The organism is Sphingomonas sp. SORGH_AS_0950 (assembly GCF_030818415.1).
In the GTDB taxonomy this organism is placed as follows: Bacteria; Pseudomonadota; Alphaproteobacteria; order Sphingomonadales; family Sphingomonadaceae; genus Sphingomonas.
In genome coordinates, this window is the sequence record NZ_JAUTAE010000001.1 from 1,201,572 (window position 1) to 1,217,711 (window position 16,140).

Annotated in this window: 14 protein-coding genes; 4 read left to right on the top strand and 10 right to left on the bottom strand. The window is 68.1% G+C overall.

The window, feature by feature from the left end; translation table 11 throughout:
* Positions 1 to 33: 33 nt before the first annotated feature.
* The 3 genes from gltX to QE385_RS05050 are packed head-to-tail and all read left to right on the top strand — an operon-like array spanning position 34 to position 2,972.
* Positions 34 to 1,470, top strand: a complete 1,437-nt coding sequence (gltX, locus tag QE385_RS05040) for a glutamate--tRNA ligase (protein WP_307099685.1) — start codon at positions 34 to 36, stop codon at positions 1,468 to 1,470.
* Between the two features lie 2 nt (positions 1,471 to 1,472).
* Positions 1,473 to 2,756 (top strand): citrate synthase, encoded by a 1,284-nt coding sequence (locus tag QE385_RS05045; protein ID WP_307099687.1) that lies wholly within the window; start codon positions 1,473 to 1,475, stop codon positions 2,754 to 2,756.
* Positions 2,757 to 2,759: 3 nt separating this feature from the next.
* Positions 2,760 to 2,972, top strand: coding sequence for a hypothetical protein (locus QE385_RS05050; protein WP_307099688.1), 213 nt, complete (start codon positions 2,760 to 2,762; stop codon positions 2,970 to 2,972).
* A gap of 43 nt (positions 2,973 to 3,015) precedes the next feature.
* Here QE385_RS05050 and QE385_RS05055 read toward each other — a convergent pair whose 3' ends face one another.
* From QE385_RS05055 to QE385_RS05070, 4 genes are all read right to left on the bottom strand, one after another.
* Positions 3,016 to 4,359, bottom strand: a complete 1,344-nt coding sequence (locus tag QE385_RS05055) for a sensor histidine kinase KdpD (protein ID WP_307104563.1) — start codon at positions 4,357 to 4,359, stop codon at positions 3,016 to 3,018.
* 5 nt (positions 4,360 to 4,364) lie between these two features.
* On the bottom strand, positions 4,365 to 5,429 hold the full coding sequence (locus tag QE385_RS05060) for a DUF2336 domain-containing protein (RefSeq protein WP_307099690.1): 1,065 nt from the start codon (positions 5,427 to 5,429) through the stop codon (positions 4,365 to 4,367).
* Between the two features lie 35 nt (positions 5,430 to 5,464).
* Positions 5,465 to 6,595, bottom strand: coding sequence for a hypothetical protein (locus tag QE385_RS05065; protein WP_307099692.1), 1,131 nt, complete (start codon positions 6,593 to 6,595; stop codon positions 5,465 to 5,467).
* A 123-nt stretch (positions 6,596 to 6,718) separates the two neighbouring features.
* Complete coding sequence (locus QE385_RS05070; protein WP_307099694.1) at positions 6,719 to 7,012, bottom strand: Hpt domain-containing protein; 294 nt, start codon at positions 7,010 to 7,012, stop codon at positions 6,719 to 6,721.
* Between the two features lie 102 nt (positions 7,013 to 7,114).
* Between QE385_RS05070 and QE385_RS05075 the strand changes: the two genes are divergently transcribed.
* The gene (locus tag QE385_RS05075; RefSeq protein ID WP_307099697.1) at positions 7,115 to 9,421 is read left to right on the top strand and encodes a hypothetical protein; all 2,307 of its coding nucleotides are present in this window, start codon (positions 7,115 to 7,117) and stop codon (positions 9,419 to 9,421) included.
* Between the two features lie 152 nt (positions 9,422 to 9,573).
* Here QE385_RS05075 and QE385_RS05080 read toward each other — a convergent pair whose 3' ends face one another.
* From QE385_RS05080 to QE385_RS05105, 6 genes are all read right to left on the bottom strand, one after another.
* Positions 9,574 to 9,849, bottom strand: a complete 276-nt coding sequence (locus tag QE385_RS05080) for a DUF1467 family protein (RefSeq protein ID WP_307099699.1) — start codon at positions 9,847 to 9,849, stop codon at positions 9,574 to 9,576.
* 4 nt (positions 9,850 to 9,853) lie between these two features.
* A complete protein-coding gene (locus tag QE385_RS05085; protein ID WP_307099701.1) occupies positions 9,854 to 11,488 on the bottom strand; it encodes a ribonuclease J in 1,635 nt (544 codons plus the stop codon).
* A 137-nt stretch (positions 11,489 to 11,625) separates the two neighbouring features.
* Positions 11,626 to 12,405 (bottom strand): type III pantothenate kinase, encoded by a 780-nt coding sequence (locus tag QE385_RS05090; RefSeq protein ID WP_307099702.1) that lies wholly within the window; start codon positions 12,403 to 12,405, stop codon positions 11,626 to 11,628.
* Positions 12,406 to 12,414: 9 nt separating this feature from the next.
* The gene (locus tag QE385_RS05095) at positions 12,415 to 13,119 is read right to left on the bottom strand and encodes a biotin--[acetyl-CoA-carboxylase] ligase (protein ID WP_307099704.1); all 705 of its coding nucleotides are present in this window, start codon (positions 13,117 to 13,119) and stop codon (positions 12,415 to 12,417) included.
* A 5-nt stretch (positions 13,120 to 13,124) separates the two neighbouring features.
* Positions 13,125 to 14,588 carry an NADH-quinone oxidoreductase subunit NuoN gene (gene nuoN, locus QE385_RS05100; RefSeq protein ID WP_307099706.1) on the bottom strand — a complete coding sequence of 488 codons (1,464 nt, stop codon included), beginning with the start codon at positions 14,586 to 14,588 and terminating at the stop codon, positions 13,125 to 13,127.
* A complete protein-coding gene (locus QE385_RS05105) occupies positions 14,588 to 16,138 on the bottom strand; it encodes an NADH-quinone oxidoreductase subunit M (protein ID WP_307104565.1) in 1,551 nt (516 codons plus the stop codon). The genes nuoN and QE385_RS05105 overlap by 1 nt, the downstream gene beginning before the upstream one ends.
* Between the last annotated feature and the right edge of the window lie 2 nt (positions 16,139 to 16,140).

Sequence of the window (16,140 nt, forward strand, 5' to 3'; positions counted from 1 at the left end):
GCCATCGAAATTCATGATTGGGAGTATGCGCGGTTGAGCGCAACAGATGATATCGCCACCGGGTCGGCCGCCGGCGAAGTGGTCACCCGCTTCGCGCCCTCGCCGACCGGCTTCCTCCATATCGGCGGCGCGCGCACCGCGCTGTTCAACTGGCTGTTCGCCAAGGCGAATGGCGGCAAGTTCCTGCTGCGCATCGAGGATACCGACCGCGCCCGCTCGACCCAGCCTGCGATCGACGCGATCCTGGACGGGATGCGCTGGCTGGGCCTGGACTGGGACGGCGAGGCGGTGTTCCAGTTCGCCCGCGCCGACCGCCATGCCGAGGTGGCGCGCGAGATGATGGCCAAGGGCCATGCCTATCGCTGCTACATGACGCAGGACGAGATCGCCGCCCAGCGCGAGGCCGCGCAGGCCGCCAAGCAGCCCCTGCGCATCCGCTCGCCCTGGCGCGACGCCGATCCCGCGACCGCGCCCGAGGGCCAGCCCTTCGTCGTCCGCCTGCGCGCCCCGCGCGAAGGGGCGGTCACGATCGAGGACCGGGTGCAGGGCAGCGTCACCGTGCAGAATGCCGAGCTGGACGATCTGGTCCTGCTCCGTTCGGACGGCACGCCGACCTATATGCTGGCGGTGGTGGTCGACGACCATGACATGGGCGTGACCCATGTGATCCGCGGCGACGATCACCTCAACAACGCCTTCCGCCAGCTTCCCATCTACAAGGCGATGGGCTGGGCCGAACCGATCTATGCGCATATCCCGCTGATCCACGGATCGGACGGCGCCAAGCTGTCCAAGCGTCACGGCGCGGTCGGGATCGAGGCGTATCGCGACGAGATGGGCATCCTTCCGGAAGCACTCGACAATTATCTGCTCCGCCTGGGCTGGGGTCATGGCGATGCCGAGATCATCACGCGGGACGAAGCGGTGAAGTGGTTCGACCTCGCCGCCGTGGGCAAGGCGCCATCGCGCTTCGACCTGAAGAAGCTGGAAAATCTCAACGGCCATTATATCCGCGAGGCCGACGACGCGCGCCTCGCCGCGCTGACCGCGGGCCGCATGGGCGTGGAGGACGTCGCGCTGCTGACCGCCGCCATGCCCTCGCTGAAGCCGCGCGCCACCAATCTGAACGAATTGGCCGATGGCGCGCGGTTCCTTTTCGCGACCCGTCCGTTGACCATGGATGATGCCGCCGCCGGTCTTCTCGATGAAAAGGCACGGCACATTCTCTTTTCCGTACACACCGCGCTTGACGCGGTGCACAACTGGGATACGGAGCTTTTGGAAGACGCGGTACGCAAGGTGGCCGAGGCAGAGGGCGTCAAGCTCGGCCAGGTCGCTCAGCCGCTCCGCGCTGCCTTGACCGGACGCAAGACGTCACCGGGGATCTTCGACGTGCTCAGCCTGTTGGGCCGTGAGGAAAGCCTGGGTCGGATCGCGGACCAGATGACCGCAGATAGGAAGGATAATTGAGCATGAGCGACACCGCGAAATTCAACATCGCAGGCAAAGAGTTCGACTATCCGGTCATGTCGGGTTCGATCGGCCCGGACGTGGTCGATATCCGCAAGCTCTATGCGCAGACCGGCGCGTTCACCTATGACCCCGGCTTCACCTCGACCGCCTCGTGCCGGTCGGAGCTGACCTATATCGACGGCGACGAGGGCGTGCTGCTCCATCGCGGCTATCCGATCGGCGAGCTGGCCGAGAATAGCAGCTTCATGGAAGTCGCCTATCTGCTGCTGAACGGCGAACTGCCGAACCAGGACGAGCTGTCGGGCTTCACCAACACCATCACGCGCCACACCATGGTGCATGAGCAGCTGGCGGCGTTCTTCCGTGGCTTCCGCCGCGACGCGCACCCGATGGCGATCATGTGCGGCGTGGTCGGCGCGCTGTCGGCCTTCTATCACGACTCGACCGACATCCATGACCCGGTGCAGCGCACCATCGCCTCGCACCGCCTGATCGCCAAGATTCCGACGATCGCGGCGATGGCGTACAAGTACAGCGTGGGCCAGCCCTTCCTGTACCCGGACAACTCGCTGTCCTACACCGGCAACTTCCTGCGCATGACCTTCGGCGTCCCCGCCGAGCCCTATGAAGTGAACCCGGCCGTCGAAAAGGCGATGGACCGCATCTTCATCCTGCACGCCGATCACGAGCAGAACGCCTCGACCTCGACCGTTCGTCTGGCGGGCTCGTCGGGCGCCAATCCGTTCGCCTGCATCGCGGCGGGTATCGCCTGCCTCTGGGGTCCGGCGCATGGCGGCGCGAACGAAGCCGCGCTCAACATGCTGCGCGAGATCGGCACGCCCGATCGCATCCCCGAGTTCATCGCGCGCGCCAAGGACAAGAACGATCCGTTCCGCCTGATGGGCTTCGGTCACCGCGTGTACAAGAATTACGACCCGCGCGCGACCGTGATGCAGAAGACCGTGCGCGAAGTGTTCGACGCGCTGAAGGTCAATGATCCGCTGTTCGAGACGGCGCTCCGCCTCGAAGAGATCGCGCTGAGCGACGATTATTTCGTCGAGAAGAAGCTGTTCCCGAACGTCGACTTCTATTCGGGCGTGATCCTGTCGGCGATCGGCTTCCCGACCGAGATGTTCACCGTTCTGTTCGCGCTCGCCCGCACCGTCGGCTGGGTCGCGCAGTGGAACGAGATGATCACCGACCCCGACCAGAAGATCGGCCGTCCGCGTCAGCTGTACACCGGCCCGACGCAGCGTTCGTACGTTCCGGTCGAGCAGCGCTAAGCCATGAACCGGTTCCGGCCGATCCTGATCGCCATCGGTGTCATGCTGACGCTGACCGGGCTTTTATGGATCGGTCAGGGGCTGGGCTATATCCACTGGCCCGAACAGAGCTTCATGCTCGGCCAGGGCCAGTGGGCCGATCGCGGGGCCTTTGTCGCGGTGGCGGGATTGCTGATGATCCTGATCGCGCGAAGGCTGCCCCGGCGGCGGCGCTGAACGGATCGCGACGACAGGAAAAGGGCTCCTTCGGGAGCCCTTTTTATTGGGCGCGCAGCCCGAAGGTGAAGGTCGCGCCCTCGCCCGGCACGCTCTCGACGCTCAGATCGCCCCCCATCGCGCGCGCCAGACGGCGCGCGATGTAGAGGCCCAGGCCGTTGCCGCCGGGCTCGGACGGGTCGACCCGCTCGAACTTCTCGAAGATGCGCCGCTGATCCTCGGGGGCGATCCCCTTGCCCTGGTCGGTGACGCGGACCAGCGCCCATTCCTCCTCGCGCGTGACGCCGATGACCACCTCGCCGCCTTCCGGCGAATAGCGCAGCGCGTTGCCGATCAGGTTGATCAGGATCTGGAGCGAACGGCCGAAATCGCCGGTCGCGGGCATGGTCTCCGCCGGATCGGGGCGGCGCACCCGGACCCCCGCCGCATCGGCGCGAACCGCGAGCAGCCCGGCCGCCCGGCGGGCGACGTCGGCCAGGTCCATCGGCGTGGCGGGCAGCGTGAAATCGGGCTGCTCGACCGCCTGCAACTCGACCAGATTGTCGACCAGCCCGAGCAGATGCCGACCGGCATGCGCGATATCGCTGGCATATTCGGCATAATCGGCCGCGATCGGCCCGTCCGCCCGTGCGGCGATGCTGTCGGCATTGGCGACGATCCGCGCCAGCGGCGTACGCAGCGCTCGGTCCAGCCCGGCGGTGAAGCTCTCGGTCAGCGGCGGATCGCCCAGCATGGCGGCCGGATCCTCGTCCCCACCCTCCGGATCGACCAGATAGGTCGCGCCGATCAGCCCCGCTATGCCGCCCATCCCGTCATGGCGCACCGCCGCCGACAGCCGGACCGCCGCATCGGTCGGCACCAGCCGCGCGCCCCGTCCGTCGAGCGGGGCCGCCTCGTTGAACAGCCCCGCCTCGCCGGTATCGAAGGCGAACAGCGCGCTGAGCGGACGCCCCAGCAGCGCGGTGGCGTCGATGCCATGATGCAGGCCGGCTTCGGGCGAAAGGAATGTCAGGCGCAGCGCGGCGTCGGTTTCCCAGCGGAAGTCGGCACCCGCCGTCGCATAATCGGGAGGCGTCGCGCGCGGCTTCCACGCCGCCCGGTCGCGCCAGCCACTGACGCTCAGCCGGATCTGCCCCGTCTCTGGCCGGGCCTGGACCCAGAGGTCGAGATCGCCCTCGTCATCGGCAACGACGACCCGGCGCGACACCGCCACGCCCAGCCGCCGTGCGAGTCGGGCGATCCGCGCGATCGGCGCCACCGCCAGCCGGTCGGACGAGTCGCCGCCCGCGCGGATGTGCAACAGCTCGATCGGCGGGTCGGCCGACAGGATACGGTCGCTGCCGTCCAGGATGGCCCGCGCCACCATCGATTCGCCGGGGCCGCTCATCGCGATCACCGGCGGACAGCCCCGTCCAGTCGGTCGATCGCATCGCGAAACCCGCGCGGCAGGGTCAACGGGGCGAGCGCACGCCTGGCATCCTCGACCGTGACCGTCATGATCGCGTCCAGCGCGTCGGCGAACCCCTCGATATCGCGGGCGCCATCCGCCTCGCTCAGCGCCAGCCCGATCCGGCCCAGCGTCGCCCGGTTCATGTCGAGCGCACGCAGCACCAGCCACAGGCGATCCCCCTCCGGCTCCAGCACGATGTCGCGCATATCGGCATCGTCGATGCCGGTCCCGCGCGCGAGAAAGGCGATGAACAAGCCCAGTTGCCGGTCGGACAGGCTCTCGACCAGCAGTTCGGGCAATTCCCCGGCCCGCGCATCGATCGCCGCCGCCAGCCGACGCGCGGCCACGTCCGGCCGAATCCCGTCCGCCTGCGCCGCCAGCAGATGATCCGCCGCCAGCGTCAGCGCGCGGTCGAGCGTGGGGTCGTCACCATCACGCAGCGCGGCGGCCACGGTCCAGACCAGCTGGCGGTGAAGCGCTTCGGGCAGACAGGGCGCGACGCTCCCCTGCCCGGCCGCCCGGCTCGCCCCCTCGGCCAGCAGCACGGCACGTGCGGCGTCGGAGACATTGGGGTCGGGCGCCTCGGCCAGCCGTACGAGCAGGCTCGTGCCGTCGCTCGCCAACGCCTCGGTCGGCAGGGCGTCGGCCAGCAGCCGCTGGCGCAGTTGCGCGACGAGTTCGGTCACCAGTTCGGGATCGGCGAGCAGCCCGGCCCGGCGCAGCCGCTCGACGGTGGCGGCCACGGGGCTGCGCCATGCGACCTCGCCCTCCATGTACAGCCCCGCCTGGTGCCGCAGGTCGCGCGCCACCCCCTCGACCAGATCGTGCAGCCGCGCGATGACGGTCAGCCGGATGCGTTCGCTCAACCGACCATCGTCATCCAGCCCCAGATCGACCAGCGCCGCCCGCCGCCGCCGCGTATCGCGCGCGCGCGCCGACGCGACCCGCGCGGACAATCGCGCGCCCTGCCAATGCACGGCATGATAAGGGTCCGGGTCGACCGCCATTCCGAACCGCTAACCCGTTTGATCTTAATGCGACACTAAACTTGCGCGCGTAATGTCTCGATTGCGGACGCCAGGGTCGCAATCGCATAGATGCTGGCCAGCACCAGCCCCCACAGGCCGATGCCGAGCAGCGTCGCGGGCAGGATCACTAACAGATAGGCGGGCGGGCTCGCCCACCAGCGGCGGCGGAAACGATAGAGTGCGGCGCGCTCCGCCAATATGCCGAGGACGACCAGCACCAGCGCCATGGCCAGCCCCAGATCGTCGGCCCAGGCCCGGTAATGCTGCCACCCCAGCGCCATGATGGCGAGCGCCGTCAGCACCGCGATCGCGGCCGACAGCGCGCGCGCCGCCCCCTGTTCGTCGCGCAACCCCGCCAGCGTCTCGCCCAGCCCCAGCCCCAGCGTGCCGATCATCGCCAGGAACAGGCCAAGCCCCGGAAATCCCGTCAGGATCAGGATCAGCCCGAGCAGCCCGGCGCCGCCCCCGACCCCGCCCGCGACATGGGCGGGCACCGAGCGTTCGACCAGCCGGGGCAGCGCCAGCCGGGCGATCGGCGCCAGGATATAGCGATCGAACCAGCTCCGCCGTCCCGACACCAGCCGCGCGACGACCGCCCGCCCCCGCGCGTCCAGCGTCTCGGCGCGGTGGACGATGCCGTGCCCGGCCTTCTCCGCATCGGCGGGCAGCAGGATATGCGTCGCCCGCGCCTGCGCAGCGAGGCGGAGCAGCGTCGATTGCAGATCATAGTCACGTGGCAGCGCGGCCACCTCGGCAACGCGACGCGGGTCGAGCCGCGCGACCCCCGCCCAGGCCATCTGGCTGCCGACCCGCTCCAGTCCCGCCTCGGCCCCCGCCTCGGGCACGACCATCAGCGCGTCGTGGCCGGTGTCGCGCAGGACATGCGCGATCGTGTCCTCGGTGGTGATCAGCCCGTCCGCCAGCACGACCAGGCGCGAGAGCGGATGCAGCTTTTCCGCCGCCTCGACCGCGCTGCGCACCGTGTCGACCACCACGCCACGCTGTGCGATTCGGGCGATCGCGCCGAGCAGTTCGGGGGTCAGGCGCGCCACGACGATGATGATCTGCGCCGCCCCCGCCGCGATCAGCAGCCGCGCCTGATACTCGATCAGGGTCACGCCCGCGAACGGCAAGGTGGCCGTCAACCGTCCGGGACGGTCGTCGGCATCGTCAATCGCGAATAAAAGGCCGGATAACATCGCCCGCTGTTAGGCGCTTGGCGCGGCCCATGCCAGCCCCGAGCGCCGATGAACGGATCGGCGCAGGCGTCAGAGCCGCGCGACGACCTCGCCGATCCGGACGAGCAGTTCGGCGTCGGGCGCATCGCGCGTCGCCGCCTGCGCGGCCAGCGTCATCAGCGGCAGCGCATTGACGCTGGCCGCCAGCCCCTTCAGGCGAAGCGCCGCCTCGCGCCACTCCTGCCCGCCCTCTGCCGCGTGCAGCGTTTCCACCGCATGGTTCACGCCGTCGACAAAGGCCCGGCGCAAATCCTGGATCACCGCAGGCTCATCACCGGCCACCGCCGCCAGCGCGGAATCGATTGTTCCGTGTTCATAGGTCATTCATGGCCGCTTACCCGGATTGCCCACGACACGGAACAGCGCAAATGACTTTCTGCCGTCGGCAAACGTGATAAACCGACCCATTGTGACACGGGGGCTCGGATGATCGTGGATATGCGCGCGGAGCGTCAGGACAGGCCGGATATCGCCGACGTGGAAAGCCATGACGGGCGCTATGATCCGGCCTATGCCGAGCCCGTGGCCGCGCCGCCCGCCAGCCCGTGGCTGGACGACGGCCCCCTGCCCCCGCCCGAGGAACCCGCCCCGCGCTGGCCGATGATCCTGGCGATCGGGGCATCGGTACTGTGGTTCGGCGGCATGCTGGCCTGGGGACTGCTGGGCACGAAGGCCCCGTCGGCCGAGGGGCTGGCCTCGTTCGTCACGCTGGCGCTGGCCGGGCCGATGCTGATCGCGATCCTGTGGCTGCTCGCCCAGCGCAGCAGCTCTGCCGAGCAGCGCCGTTTCGCAATGACCGCGCATGACATGCGCCGCGAGGCGATGGCGCTGGAGCGTGCGGTCGGGATGATCGGGCGCGCGCTGGAGGCCAATCGATCCGAATTGTCGGCACAGGCGATCGCGCTGGGCGAAATGGCGCAGGCCGCCGAAACCCGGTTCAACGCGATCGCGCGCGACCTGTCCGACGATATCCAGATGGTCGAGGCGCATGGCCGCGTGCTGAGCGATGTCGCCGGGACCAGCCAGGCCTCGCTTGCGCACCTGCTCGACGCGCTGCCCCGCGCCGTCGACGAGGTCGGCGAAGCGGGCGACCGGATGGCTGAGGCGGCGCGATCGGCCGAGAGCCATGCCGCCGCGCTCGACGCGCAACTGGTCGCGCTGGGCCGCCGGGGGCAGGATGCGGACACCATCGCCAGCGGCGCGGCGCAGCGTCTGGCGACCCATATCGAACAAATGGAGGCGACCAGCCGGACCGCCAGCGCGCATCTGGAAACGGTGACGGCCAGCGTCGCGACCACGATCGACGCGCTGCTCGACCGCACTGCCGAAGCGATCGACCAGTCGCGCAAGGGCATTGCCGCGCAGGGTGACGCGATGCTGGCGATGGTCGGGGCCAATCAGGCCGCGCTCGAAAGCGCCGCGCGCGACAGCGCCGACGCGCTGGCCGAGCGGGTGGGAAGCGTCGACCAGGCCATTGCCCGCCTGACCGCCGAGTTGGAGGGACAGCGGATCGCGGGCGAGGCGATGATCGACGCGCTGGACGCGCAGCTCGACCGGGTGGAGGCGCGCATGGCCGTGCTCCACACCCAGGGCACCGAAAAGTCGCAGATGCTGGCCGCGTCGATCAGCGCGCTCGGCGGATCGGCGGACGCGATGACCGGCGCGCTGGAAGCGGGCGAGACGATGGCCAACCGGGTCATCGCCACCACCGAGACGCTGCTGATCGCGCTCGACGCCGCCGCGCGCGAGATCGACGAGACGCTGCCCGAAGCGCTGGGCCGGCTCGACCAGCGGATGCACGCCAGCCATGAAGTCGTGGTCGAGACCAAGCCCGAGCTGCTCGCGCTGGTCGCGGCGGCCGAAAGCACGCATGAGGCGATCGCCGCCATCGCCGACGTCATCGCCGAACAGCGCCAGACGCTGGAAACGCTGTCGGGTTCGCTGATCGAGACGCTGTCGACCGGCCGTGCCAAGGCCGATGCGCTGGGCATGATGGTCGACGAGACGATCGACCGCTCGCACCGCTTCGCCGACGAGGCCGCACCCAAGCTGGTCGATGCGCTGCTGCGCGTCCGCGAGACGGCGGCGACCGCCGCGGAAAGCGCCCGCGAGACGCTGGCCGAGGTCATTCCCCAGGCCGCCCATGCGCTGGAGATCGCCAGTGCCGAGGCGATGCGCCGCGCGACCGGCGACACCGTCGAGCGACAGGTTCATGCCATCGTTGAGGCGACGCAGGGCGCGGTCGAGGCCGCCACCCGCGCCACCGAAAGGCTGGCTCGCCAGGCCGAGCAGATCGCCGAGAAGACGGCCCTGGTCGAAAACCGGATCGAGGAGGCCCGCACCGAGCGGGAAGAGGCCGACCGCGACAGCTTCGCCCGCCGCGCGTCGCTGCTGGTCGAATCGCTCAATTCGGCGTCGATCGACATCGCCAAAATCTATGCCCCCGAGGTCACCGACAGCGCCTGGGCGGCCTATCTGAAGGGGGATCGCGGCGTCTTCACCCGGCGTGCGGTGCGCATCCTCGACTCGCATCAGGCGCGCGATATCGCCGAGCTGTATGACGACGACCTGAAGTTCCGCGAGCATGTGAACCGCTACATCCACGATTTCGAGGCGATGCTGCGCGGCGTGCTGGCCCAGCGGGACGGATCGCCGCTGGGCGTGACCCTGCTGTCGTCGGATATGGGCAAGCTCTATGTCGCGCTGGCGCAGGCGATCGAGCGGTTGCGGTAGGCGGCAACGGGCGCGTAGCCTGGCCGCGTGCCCTTCGACTTCGCTCCGTGCGAACGGAGGTGCAAACACGGCCCGGCGTCCTATCCCGACCTCCGTTCAGCCTGAGCGAAGTCGAAGGCCACGTATCGCATCGGCCACCGGCCAAACCAGGCTCAGACGCCCCGGCTCATCCCGCTCCAGTCGAGCATGTCGGCGGTGATCCAGCCATAAACGTAATTGAGGTAGAAGAGCGCGAACATCACCGTCGCGGTGATCGTCGTGCGCCGCAGGAAGCGCCCGACGGCAAAGACGTGCGGGGCGCTTTCGGCGGTGCCGGGGATGTGCGTCTCCCCGGCCTCATGCGCGGTCCTGACCCCGAAGGGCAGGACCAGGAACACCGCGAGGAACCAGAACAGGACGTAGATCGCAAGCGCCGACGTCCAGTGCATGGCATCAGCCCTCGATCAGGAGGACGTCGACGATCGGCTTCTTGCCGGTCCAGCGGGTCGCGACCCGGCGCACCGACAGGCGGATATCCTCGCGCAGCTTGTCGGTGGCGCGGCGCGGGCCGTCCACCGCCTTGGCGGCGGCCGCCACCGCTTCGGCGATGAAGGCATCGCGCTCGTCCTCGACGGGCACGCCCTGCACCCGCACCTGGGGGCTGCCGACCAGCCGCCCCTTGGCGACCGCGACGCCGACCGAAATCTGGCCGTTGATCGCCAGCTTGCGGCGCTCGTTCATCGTCGACCCGTCCGAGGGCAGGATCACGTCGCCGTCCAGCACCAGACGGCCGACCGGCGCGTTGCCGATCTTGGTCGCGTTGCCCGGCAGCAGGCGAACGATGTCGCCGTCCGACTGGACCAGCGTCTGCGGCACGCCCTGCGTCGTCGCGAAGCGGGCATGTTCCATCATATGCCGCATCTCGCCATGCACCGGCATCAGCGTGCGGGGACGCAGCCACTTGTACATCTGGGCCAGTTCGGGCTGGCCGGGATGGCCCGACACATGGACATGCGCCTGGCGCTCGGTGACCATGCGGACGCCCTTGCCCGCCAGGATGTTCTGGATACGACCGACCGCGGTCTCGTTGCCCGGAATCTGGCGCGCGGAGAAGATCACCGTATCGCCCGTGTCGAGGCGGATCGTATGGCTGCCCTCGGCGATCCGCGACAGTGCGGCGCGCGGCTCACCCTGCCCGCCGGTCGCGACGATCAGCACGCGGTCCTTGGGAAGCCGCATCGCGGTTTCGGGATCGACCGTTTCGGGGAAGCCCTTGAAGTAGCCACAAGCCTTGCCGACCTTCAGGATCCGGTCGAGCGAGCGGCCGGTGACGCACAGCTTGCGCCCGGTCTCCTTGGCGACCTCGCCCAGCGTCACCAGACGCGCGGCATTGGATGCGAAGGTGGTGACGACCACCCGGCCCTTGGCCTTGGCGACCGTCTCGGCGATGCCCGGACGGACGCTGGCTTCCGAGCCCGAGGCTTCGGTGTTGAAGGCGTTGGTCGAATCGCAGACCAGGATGTCGACACCCCGGTCGCCGATCGACGACAGCTGCGCCGGGCTGGCGGGCTTGCCGATCACCGGGGTCGGGTCGATCTTCCAGTCGCCAGTGTGGAACACCCGGCCGACAGCGGTCTCGATCAGCAGCGCATTGGCCTCGGGGATCGAGTGCGACAGCGGAACGAAGGTGAAGTCAAACGGGCCGACCTCGAACGCCTTGCCCGCCTCCATCACGCGCAGCTTGACGCGGCTGGCGCTGCCCTCTTCCTCCAGCTTGCCGCGAACCAGCCCGGCGGTGAAGGCGGTGGCATAGATCGGCACGCCCAGATCCTCGGCCAGATAGGGCAGCGCGCCGATATGGTCTTCATGCCCATGGGTCAGCACGATGCCGACCAGATCGTCCAGCCGATCCTCGATGAAGGACAGGTCGGGCAGGATCACGTCGATGCCGGGATAGGCCGGATCGGCGAAGGTGATGCCGCAATCGACCATCACCCATTTGCCTTCGGTGCCGTACAGGTTCACGTTCATGCCGATTTCGCCCGAGCCACCGAGCGCGCAGAACAGCAATTCTTTCTTGGGAGTCATTCACTTCCTGACAATGAGCGCCCACCCCGCTGAAAGCGGGTCCGGGGCGATAGGGATGCGCCGGTCAGGGCGCGGTCATCTCTTCACGAACCATGCGCCCTGCGGCATCTCGCGGGCTGCACGATCCGAAACTCTTATTACCGAATATGGGCGCGTTCCCACAGGATCGCCAGCCCCTGAATGGTCAGATCGGGTTCGATATGATCGAATACGTCGGTATGCGGGCTCAGCAGCGCGGCGAGACCGCCGGTTGCCAGCACCTTGACCGGCCGCCCAACCTGCGCCTTCAGGCGCGCGACCAGTCCCTCGATCATCGCGACATAGCCCCAGAAGATGCCGATATGCATCTGGTCGACCGTGTTGCGGCCGATGACATTGCGGCTTTCCGGCGCCTCGATCGCGATGCGCGGCAGCTTGGCGGCGGCGGTGACGAGCGCGTCGAGCGACAGGTTGATGCCCGGCGCGATGATCCCGCCCTTATAGGCGCCCTGATAGTCGCTGATGTCGAAGGTCGTCGCGGTGCCGAAATCGATGGTGATCAGATCGCCGGGATAGAGTGCGTGCGCCGCAATGGTGTTCACCGCGCGGTCCGCGCCCAGCGAGGCGGGCTCGTTGACGTCGATCTCTATGCCCCATTCGGCGGCGCCGCGACCGGCGATCAGCGGGTCGACCTTGAAATATTTCTGCGCCAGCACTTCCAGATTGTGGAGCGCGCGCGGCACCACGGTCGCGATGATGACCCCGGTCACATCCTCGCGCGCATAGCCTTCCAGTGCGAGCAACTGGTTGATCCAGACCGCATATTCGTCGCCGGTCCGACGCGGATCGGTCGCGATCCGCCACCGGCCCTTGATCGTCCGCCCTTCGAGCAGCGCGAAGACCACATTCGTGTTCCCGGCATCGATCGCAAGCAGCATGGGGGTCCTTCAGATCAGGAAAATGTCACCGGCATGGATGACATGCACCGAGCCATCCGCCAAGCCGAGCCGTAAAGCCCCGTCCCCCGCCAGTCCGTCGAAGACGCCGTCGAGGCTCTGTCCGTCGGGCAAGCGGGCATTCAAGGGCGTGCCACGCGGATGCGCCCGCGATTCCCAGCGCGCGGTCACGGCGGACAGACCCCAGGTCCGCCACGCCTCGACCCAGCAGGACATGGCCTCGGACAGCCGGTCCTGCATCGACGCCACGCTGACCGCTACGCCCTGTGCCGCCAGCGAGGTCGTCGCCCGGTCGGGCAGGTCGGGCGCGGAGGCCAGGTTGATGCCGATGCCGATAATGACCGCATCCCCCACCCGCTCCAGCAATATGCCGGACAGCTTGGCGCCGTCGATCAGCAGGTCGTTGGGCCATTTGAGGCGAAGCCGGTCTTCGATCGCGGGGAGGCAGGATCGCACCGCCTCTTCGATCGCCACCGCGGCGACCAGCGCCAGCGTCGCGGGGCTCGGATCGCCCGGCTGCAACCGCACCAGCGTCGATCCGTAATAATTGCCGATGGGCGAGGACCAGTCCCGCCCCTGGCGTCCGCGCCCCGCCGTCTGGCGGTCGGCGCGGAGCCAAAGACCGTCTTCGCCGCCCGCCTCCGCAAGCTGGCGAAGATCGGCATTGGTCGATCCCGTTTCCGGGACGTGCAGCACTCGGCTCAGAACAGAGCCCGCGCCGCCGCGAGCGACCAGGCGCCCAGTACCGGGATCAGCAGATAGCCGACCGGCGAGACGAACAGCGCCGACAGCGCGATCAGGCCATTCTCGACCGGCTGCGCATCGCTATTGTCCCAGGCCCCGACGGGCTCGTCGAAGAACATCGTCTTGACGATGCGGAGATAATAATAGGCACCGATCACCGAGGCGACGACACCGATCACCGCCAGCGGGAACAGCCCCGCCGCGACCGCCGCGTTGAACACCGCGAACTTGGCATAGAAGCCGAGCAGCGGCGGGATGCCCGCGACCGAGAACATGAAGAAGGCCATCGCCCAGGCGAGCGCCGGACGCGTGCGGGACAGCCCCGACAGGCTGGCGATCGACTCCATCGGATTGCCCTGCTCGTCGCGCATGCGGATGACGATCAGGAACGCACCCAGCGTCATGATGACGTAGATGGTCAGATAGGTCAGCACCGCCGCGACGCCCTGCGCCGTGCCGGCCGCCAGACCGATCAGCGCGAAGCCGACATTGTTGATCGACGAATAGGCCAGCAGCCGCTTGATGTTGGTCTGCCCGATCGCCGCCACGGCGCCGAGAATGATCGACGCCAGTGCGGCGAAGGTCACGATCTGCTGCCACTGCTGCACCGCCGAGCCCATGGCCTCGACCGCGACGCGGATCGCCAGCGCCATCGCCGCGACCTTGGGGGCCGAGGCGAAGAAGGCGGTCACCGGGGTCGGCGCGCCCTCATAGACGTCCGGGGTCCACATGTGGAACGGCACCGCCGACATCTTGAACGCAAGGCCCGCAAACACGAACACCAGGCCGAACATCAGGCCCAGCGAGCGCGTGCCCATCGCCGCGTCACGACCATAAGCACCCGCGATCTGCGCGAAGTCGGTCGAGCCGGTGAAGCCATAGACCAGCGAGATGCCGTAAAGCAGGATGCCTGACGCCAGCGCGCCCAGCACGAAATATTTCAGGCCCGCTTCGGCCGAGCGGCCATCGCGCCGCATGAAGCTGGCCAGCACATAGGCCGACAGGCTCTGCAGTTCCAGACCGACATAGAGCGTCAGCAGGTCGCCCGCCGACACCATCATGCCCATGCCGACCGCCGAGAGCAGCATCAGGATCGGATATTCGGGACGCAGATCCTCACCCGGCGAGCGGGCGAAGAAGCGCGGCGCCATGATGATCGCCACTGCGGTCGCCAGATAGATCAGCACCTTGGCGAAACCGGCAAAGGCATCCGCCCGGTACAGGCCGCCAAAGGCCAGCCCGCCCGTGGTCGCCGGACCGGCGAGCGCGACCATCGCCCCCGCCAGCACGAACACCGCCGCAATGGAGATCCCGCGCGTCGAGGCGGTTCCGCCCCAGGCGGCGACGAGCATCAGCGCGATCGCGCCGAGGGTCAGCACCAGCTCGGGCAGGACCATCAAGAGGTTCAACGAATAGCTCATCAGTGCGCCTCCCCGTGCGCAGCTTGGTGCTCAGGGGCATGGGTGGTGGCCAGCGCCGGGTTACCGGCGGTGGGGCGGCTGTCCGAACCGGGGTTGGCCCGGTCGATCCGCTGGAGCAGGATCGTCACGTCCTTGCGCATCGGCGCCAGGAAGCTTTCCGGATAGACGCCCATCCACAAAGTCACCGCCGCGATTGGGGCCAGCAGCCAGAGCTCGCGCGCCGACATGTCGGGCATCGCCGCCACCTCGTCCGACTTGATCTCGCCATAAGCGATCCGCCGGTAGAGATAGAGCATATACGCCGCACCCAGGATGATGCCCGTGGTGCAGAGCAGCGCGGTCCAGGTCGACACCTGATAGGTGCCCATCAGCGACAGGAACTCGGCGACGAAGCCGCTGGTGCCCGGCAGACCGATCGACGCCATGGTGAAGAACAGGAAGAACACGGCGTATTTCGGCATGTTGATCGACAGCCCGCCATAGCGCGCGATCTCACGGGTGTGCAGCCGGTCATAGATGACGCCGACGCACAGGAAGAGCGCGCCCGACACCAGACCATGGCTGAGCATCATGATCATCGCGCCCTCGATACCCTGCTGGTTGAAGGCATAGAGGCCGATGGTCACGATCGCCATGTGCGCGACCGACGAATAGGCGATCAGCTTCTTCATGTCGGACTGCACCAGCGCGACCAGCGAGGCATAGATCACCGCCACCGCCGACAGCGCGAAGATCAGCCAGGTCAGCTGTCCGCTCGCCTCCGGGAACATCGGCAGCAGGAAGCGCAGGAAGCCATAGCCACCCAGCTTCAGCAGGACGCCCGCCAGGATGACCGAACCCGCCGTCGGCGCCTGGACGTGCGCGTCGGGAAGCCAGGTGTGGACTGGCCACATCGGCATCTTGACCGCGAACGACGCGAAGAAGGCGACCCACAACCAGGTCTGGACCGAGGCCGGGAAGTCATAGGCGAGAAGCGCCGGGATCGAGGTCGTGCCCGCCGTGCGCGCCATATAGAGCATCGCGACGAACATCAGCAGCGAGCCGAGCAGCGTGTACAGGAAGAACTTGTACGACGCGTAGATGCGGTTCGCCCCGCCCCAGATGCCGATGATCAGATACATCGGGATCAGGCCGGCTTCGAAGAAGACGTAGAAGAGGAACAGGTCCTGCGCTGCGAAAGTGCCGATCATCAGCACCTCGGTGAACAGGAACAGCCCCATATATTCGGGAACGCGCTTGTCGATCGCGCGCCAGCTGGCGCCGATGCAGATCGGCATGAGGAACACGCTGAGCATGATCAGCAGTAGCGCGAAACCGTCGATGCCGAGCGACCAGCCGAACGGGCCGAAGATGCCGGGGGCATGTTCGACGAATTGCCACTGCGCGCCGCCCACGTCGAACTGCGTCCAGAGCACGATGCCCAGGACGAAGTCGACCAGCGTGGCGGCCAGCGCCAGCATCCGCGCGCCCTGCGCGTTGAGGAAGAGGCAGGCGATCGCGGCAACAGCCGGGACCGCCAGCATGACGGAGAGGATCGGGAAGCCCTGCATCA

Excerpts from the sequence above, each read along its gene's own strand:
- QE385_RS05080 (WP_307099699.1), bottom strand. The coding sequence starts at position 9,849 with ATGCACTGGACGTCGGCGCTTGCGATCTACGTCCTGTTCTGGTTCCTC.
- QE385_RS05060 (WP_307099690.1), bottom strand. The coding sequence starts at position 5,429 with ATGGCGGTCGACCCGGACCCTTATCATGCCGTGCATTGGCAGGGCGCG.
- QE385_RS05050 (WP_307099688.1), top strand. The coding sequence starts at position 2,760 with ATGAACCGGTTCCGGCCGATCCTGATCGCCATCGGTGTCATGCTGACG.
- QE385_RS05055 (WP_307104563.1), bottom strand. The coding sequence starts at position 4,359 with ATGAGCGGCCCCGGCGAATCGATGGTGGCGCGGGCCATCCTGGACGGC.
- QE385_RS05090 (WP_307099702.1), bottom strand. The coding sequence starts at position 12,405 with ATGCTGCTTGCGATCGATGCCGGGAACACGAATGTGGTCTTCGCGCTG.
- QE385_RS05070 (WP_307099694.1), bottom strand. The coding sequence starts at position 7,012 with ATGACCTATGAACACGGAACAATCGATTCCGCGCTGGCGGCGGTGGCC.
- nuoN (WP_307099706.1), bottom strand. The coding sequence starts at position 14,588 with ATGAGCTATTCGTTGAACCTCTTGATGGTCCTGCCCGAGCTGGTGCTG.
- QE385_RS05075 (WP_307099697.1), top strand. The coding sequence starts at position 7,115 with ATGATCGTGGATATGCGCGCGGAGCGTCAGGACAGGCCGGATATCGCC.
- QE385_RS05045 (WP_307099687.1), top strand. The coding sequence starts at position 1,473 with ATGAGCGACACCGCGAAATTCAACATCGCAGGCAAAGAGTTCGACTAT.
- QE385_RS05105 (WP_307104565.1), bottom strand. The coding sequence starts at position 16,138 with ATGCAGGGCTTCCCGATCCTCTCCGTCATGCTGGCGGTCCCGGCTGTT.
- QE385_RS05085 (WP_307099701.1), bottom strand. The coding sequence starts at position 11,488 with ATGACTCCCAAGAAAGAATTGCTGTTCTGCGCGCTCGGTGGCTCGGGC.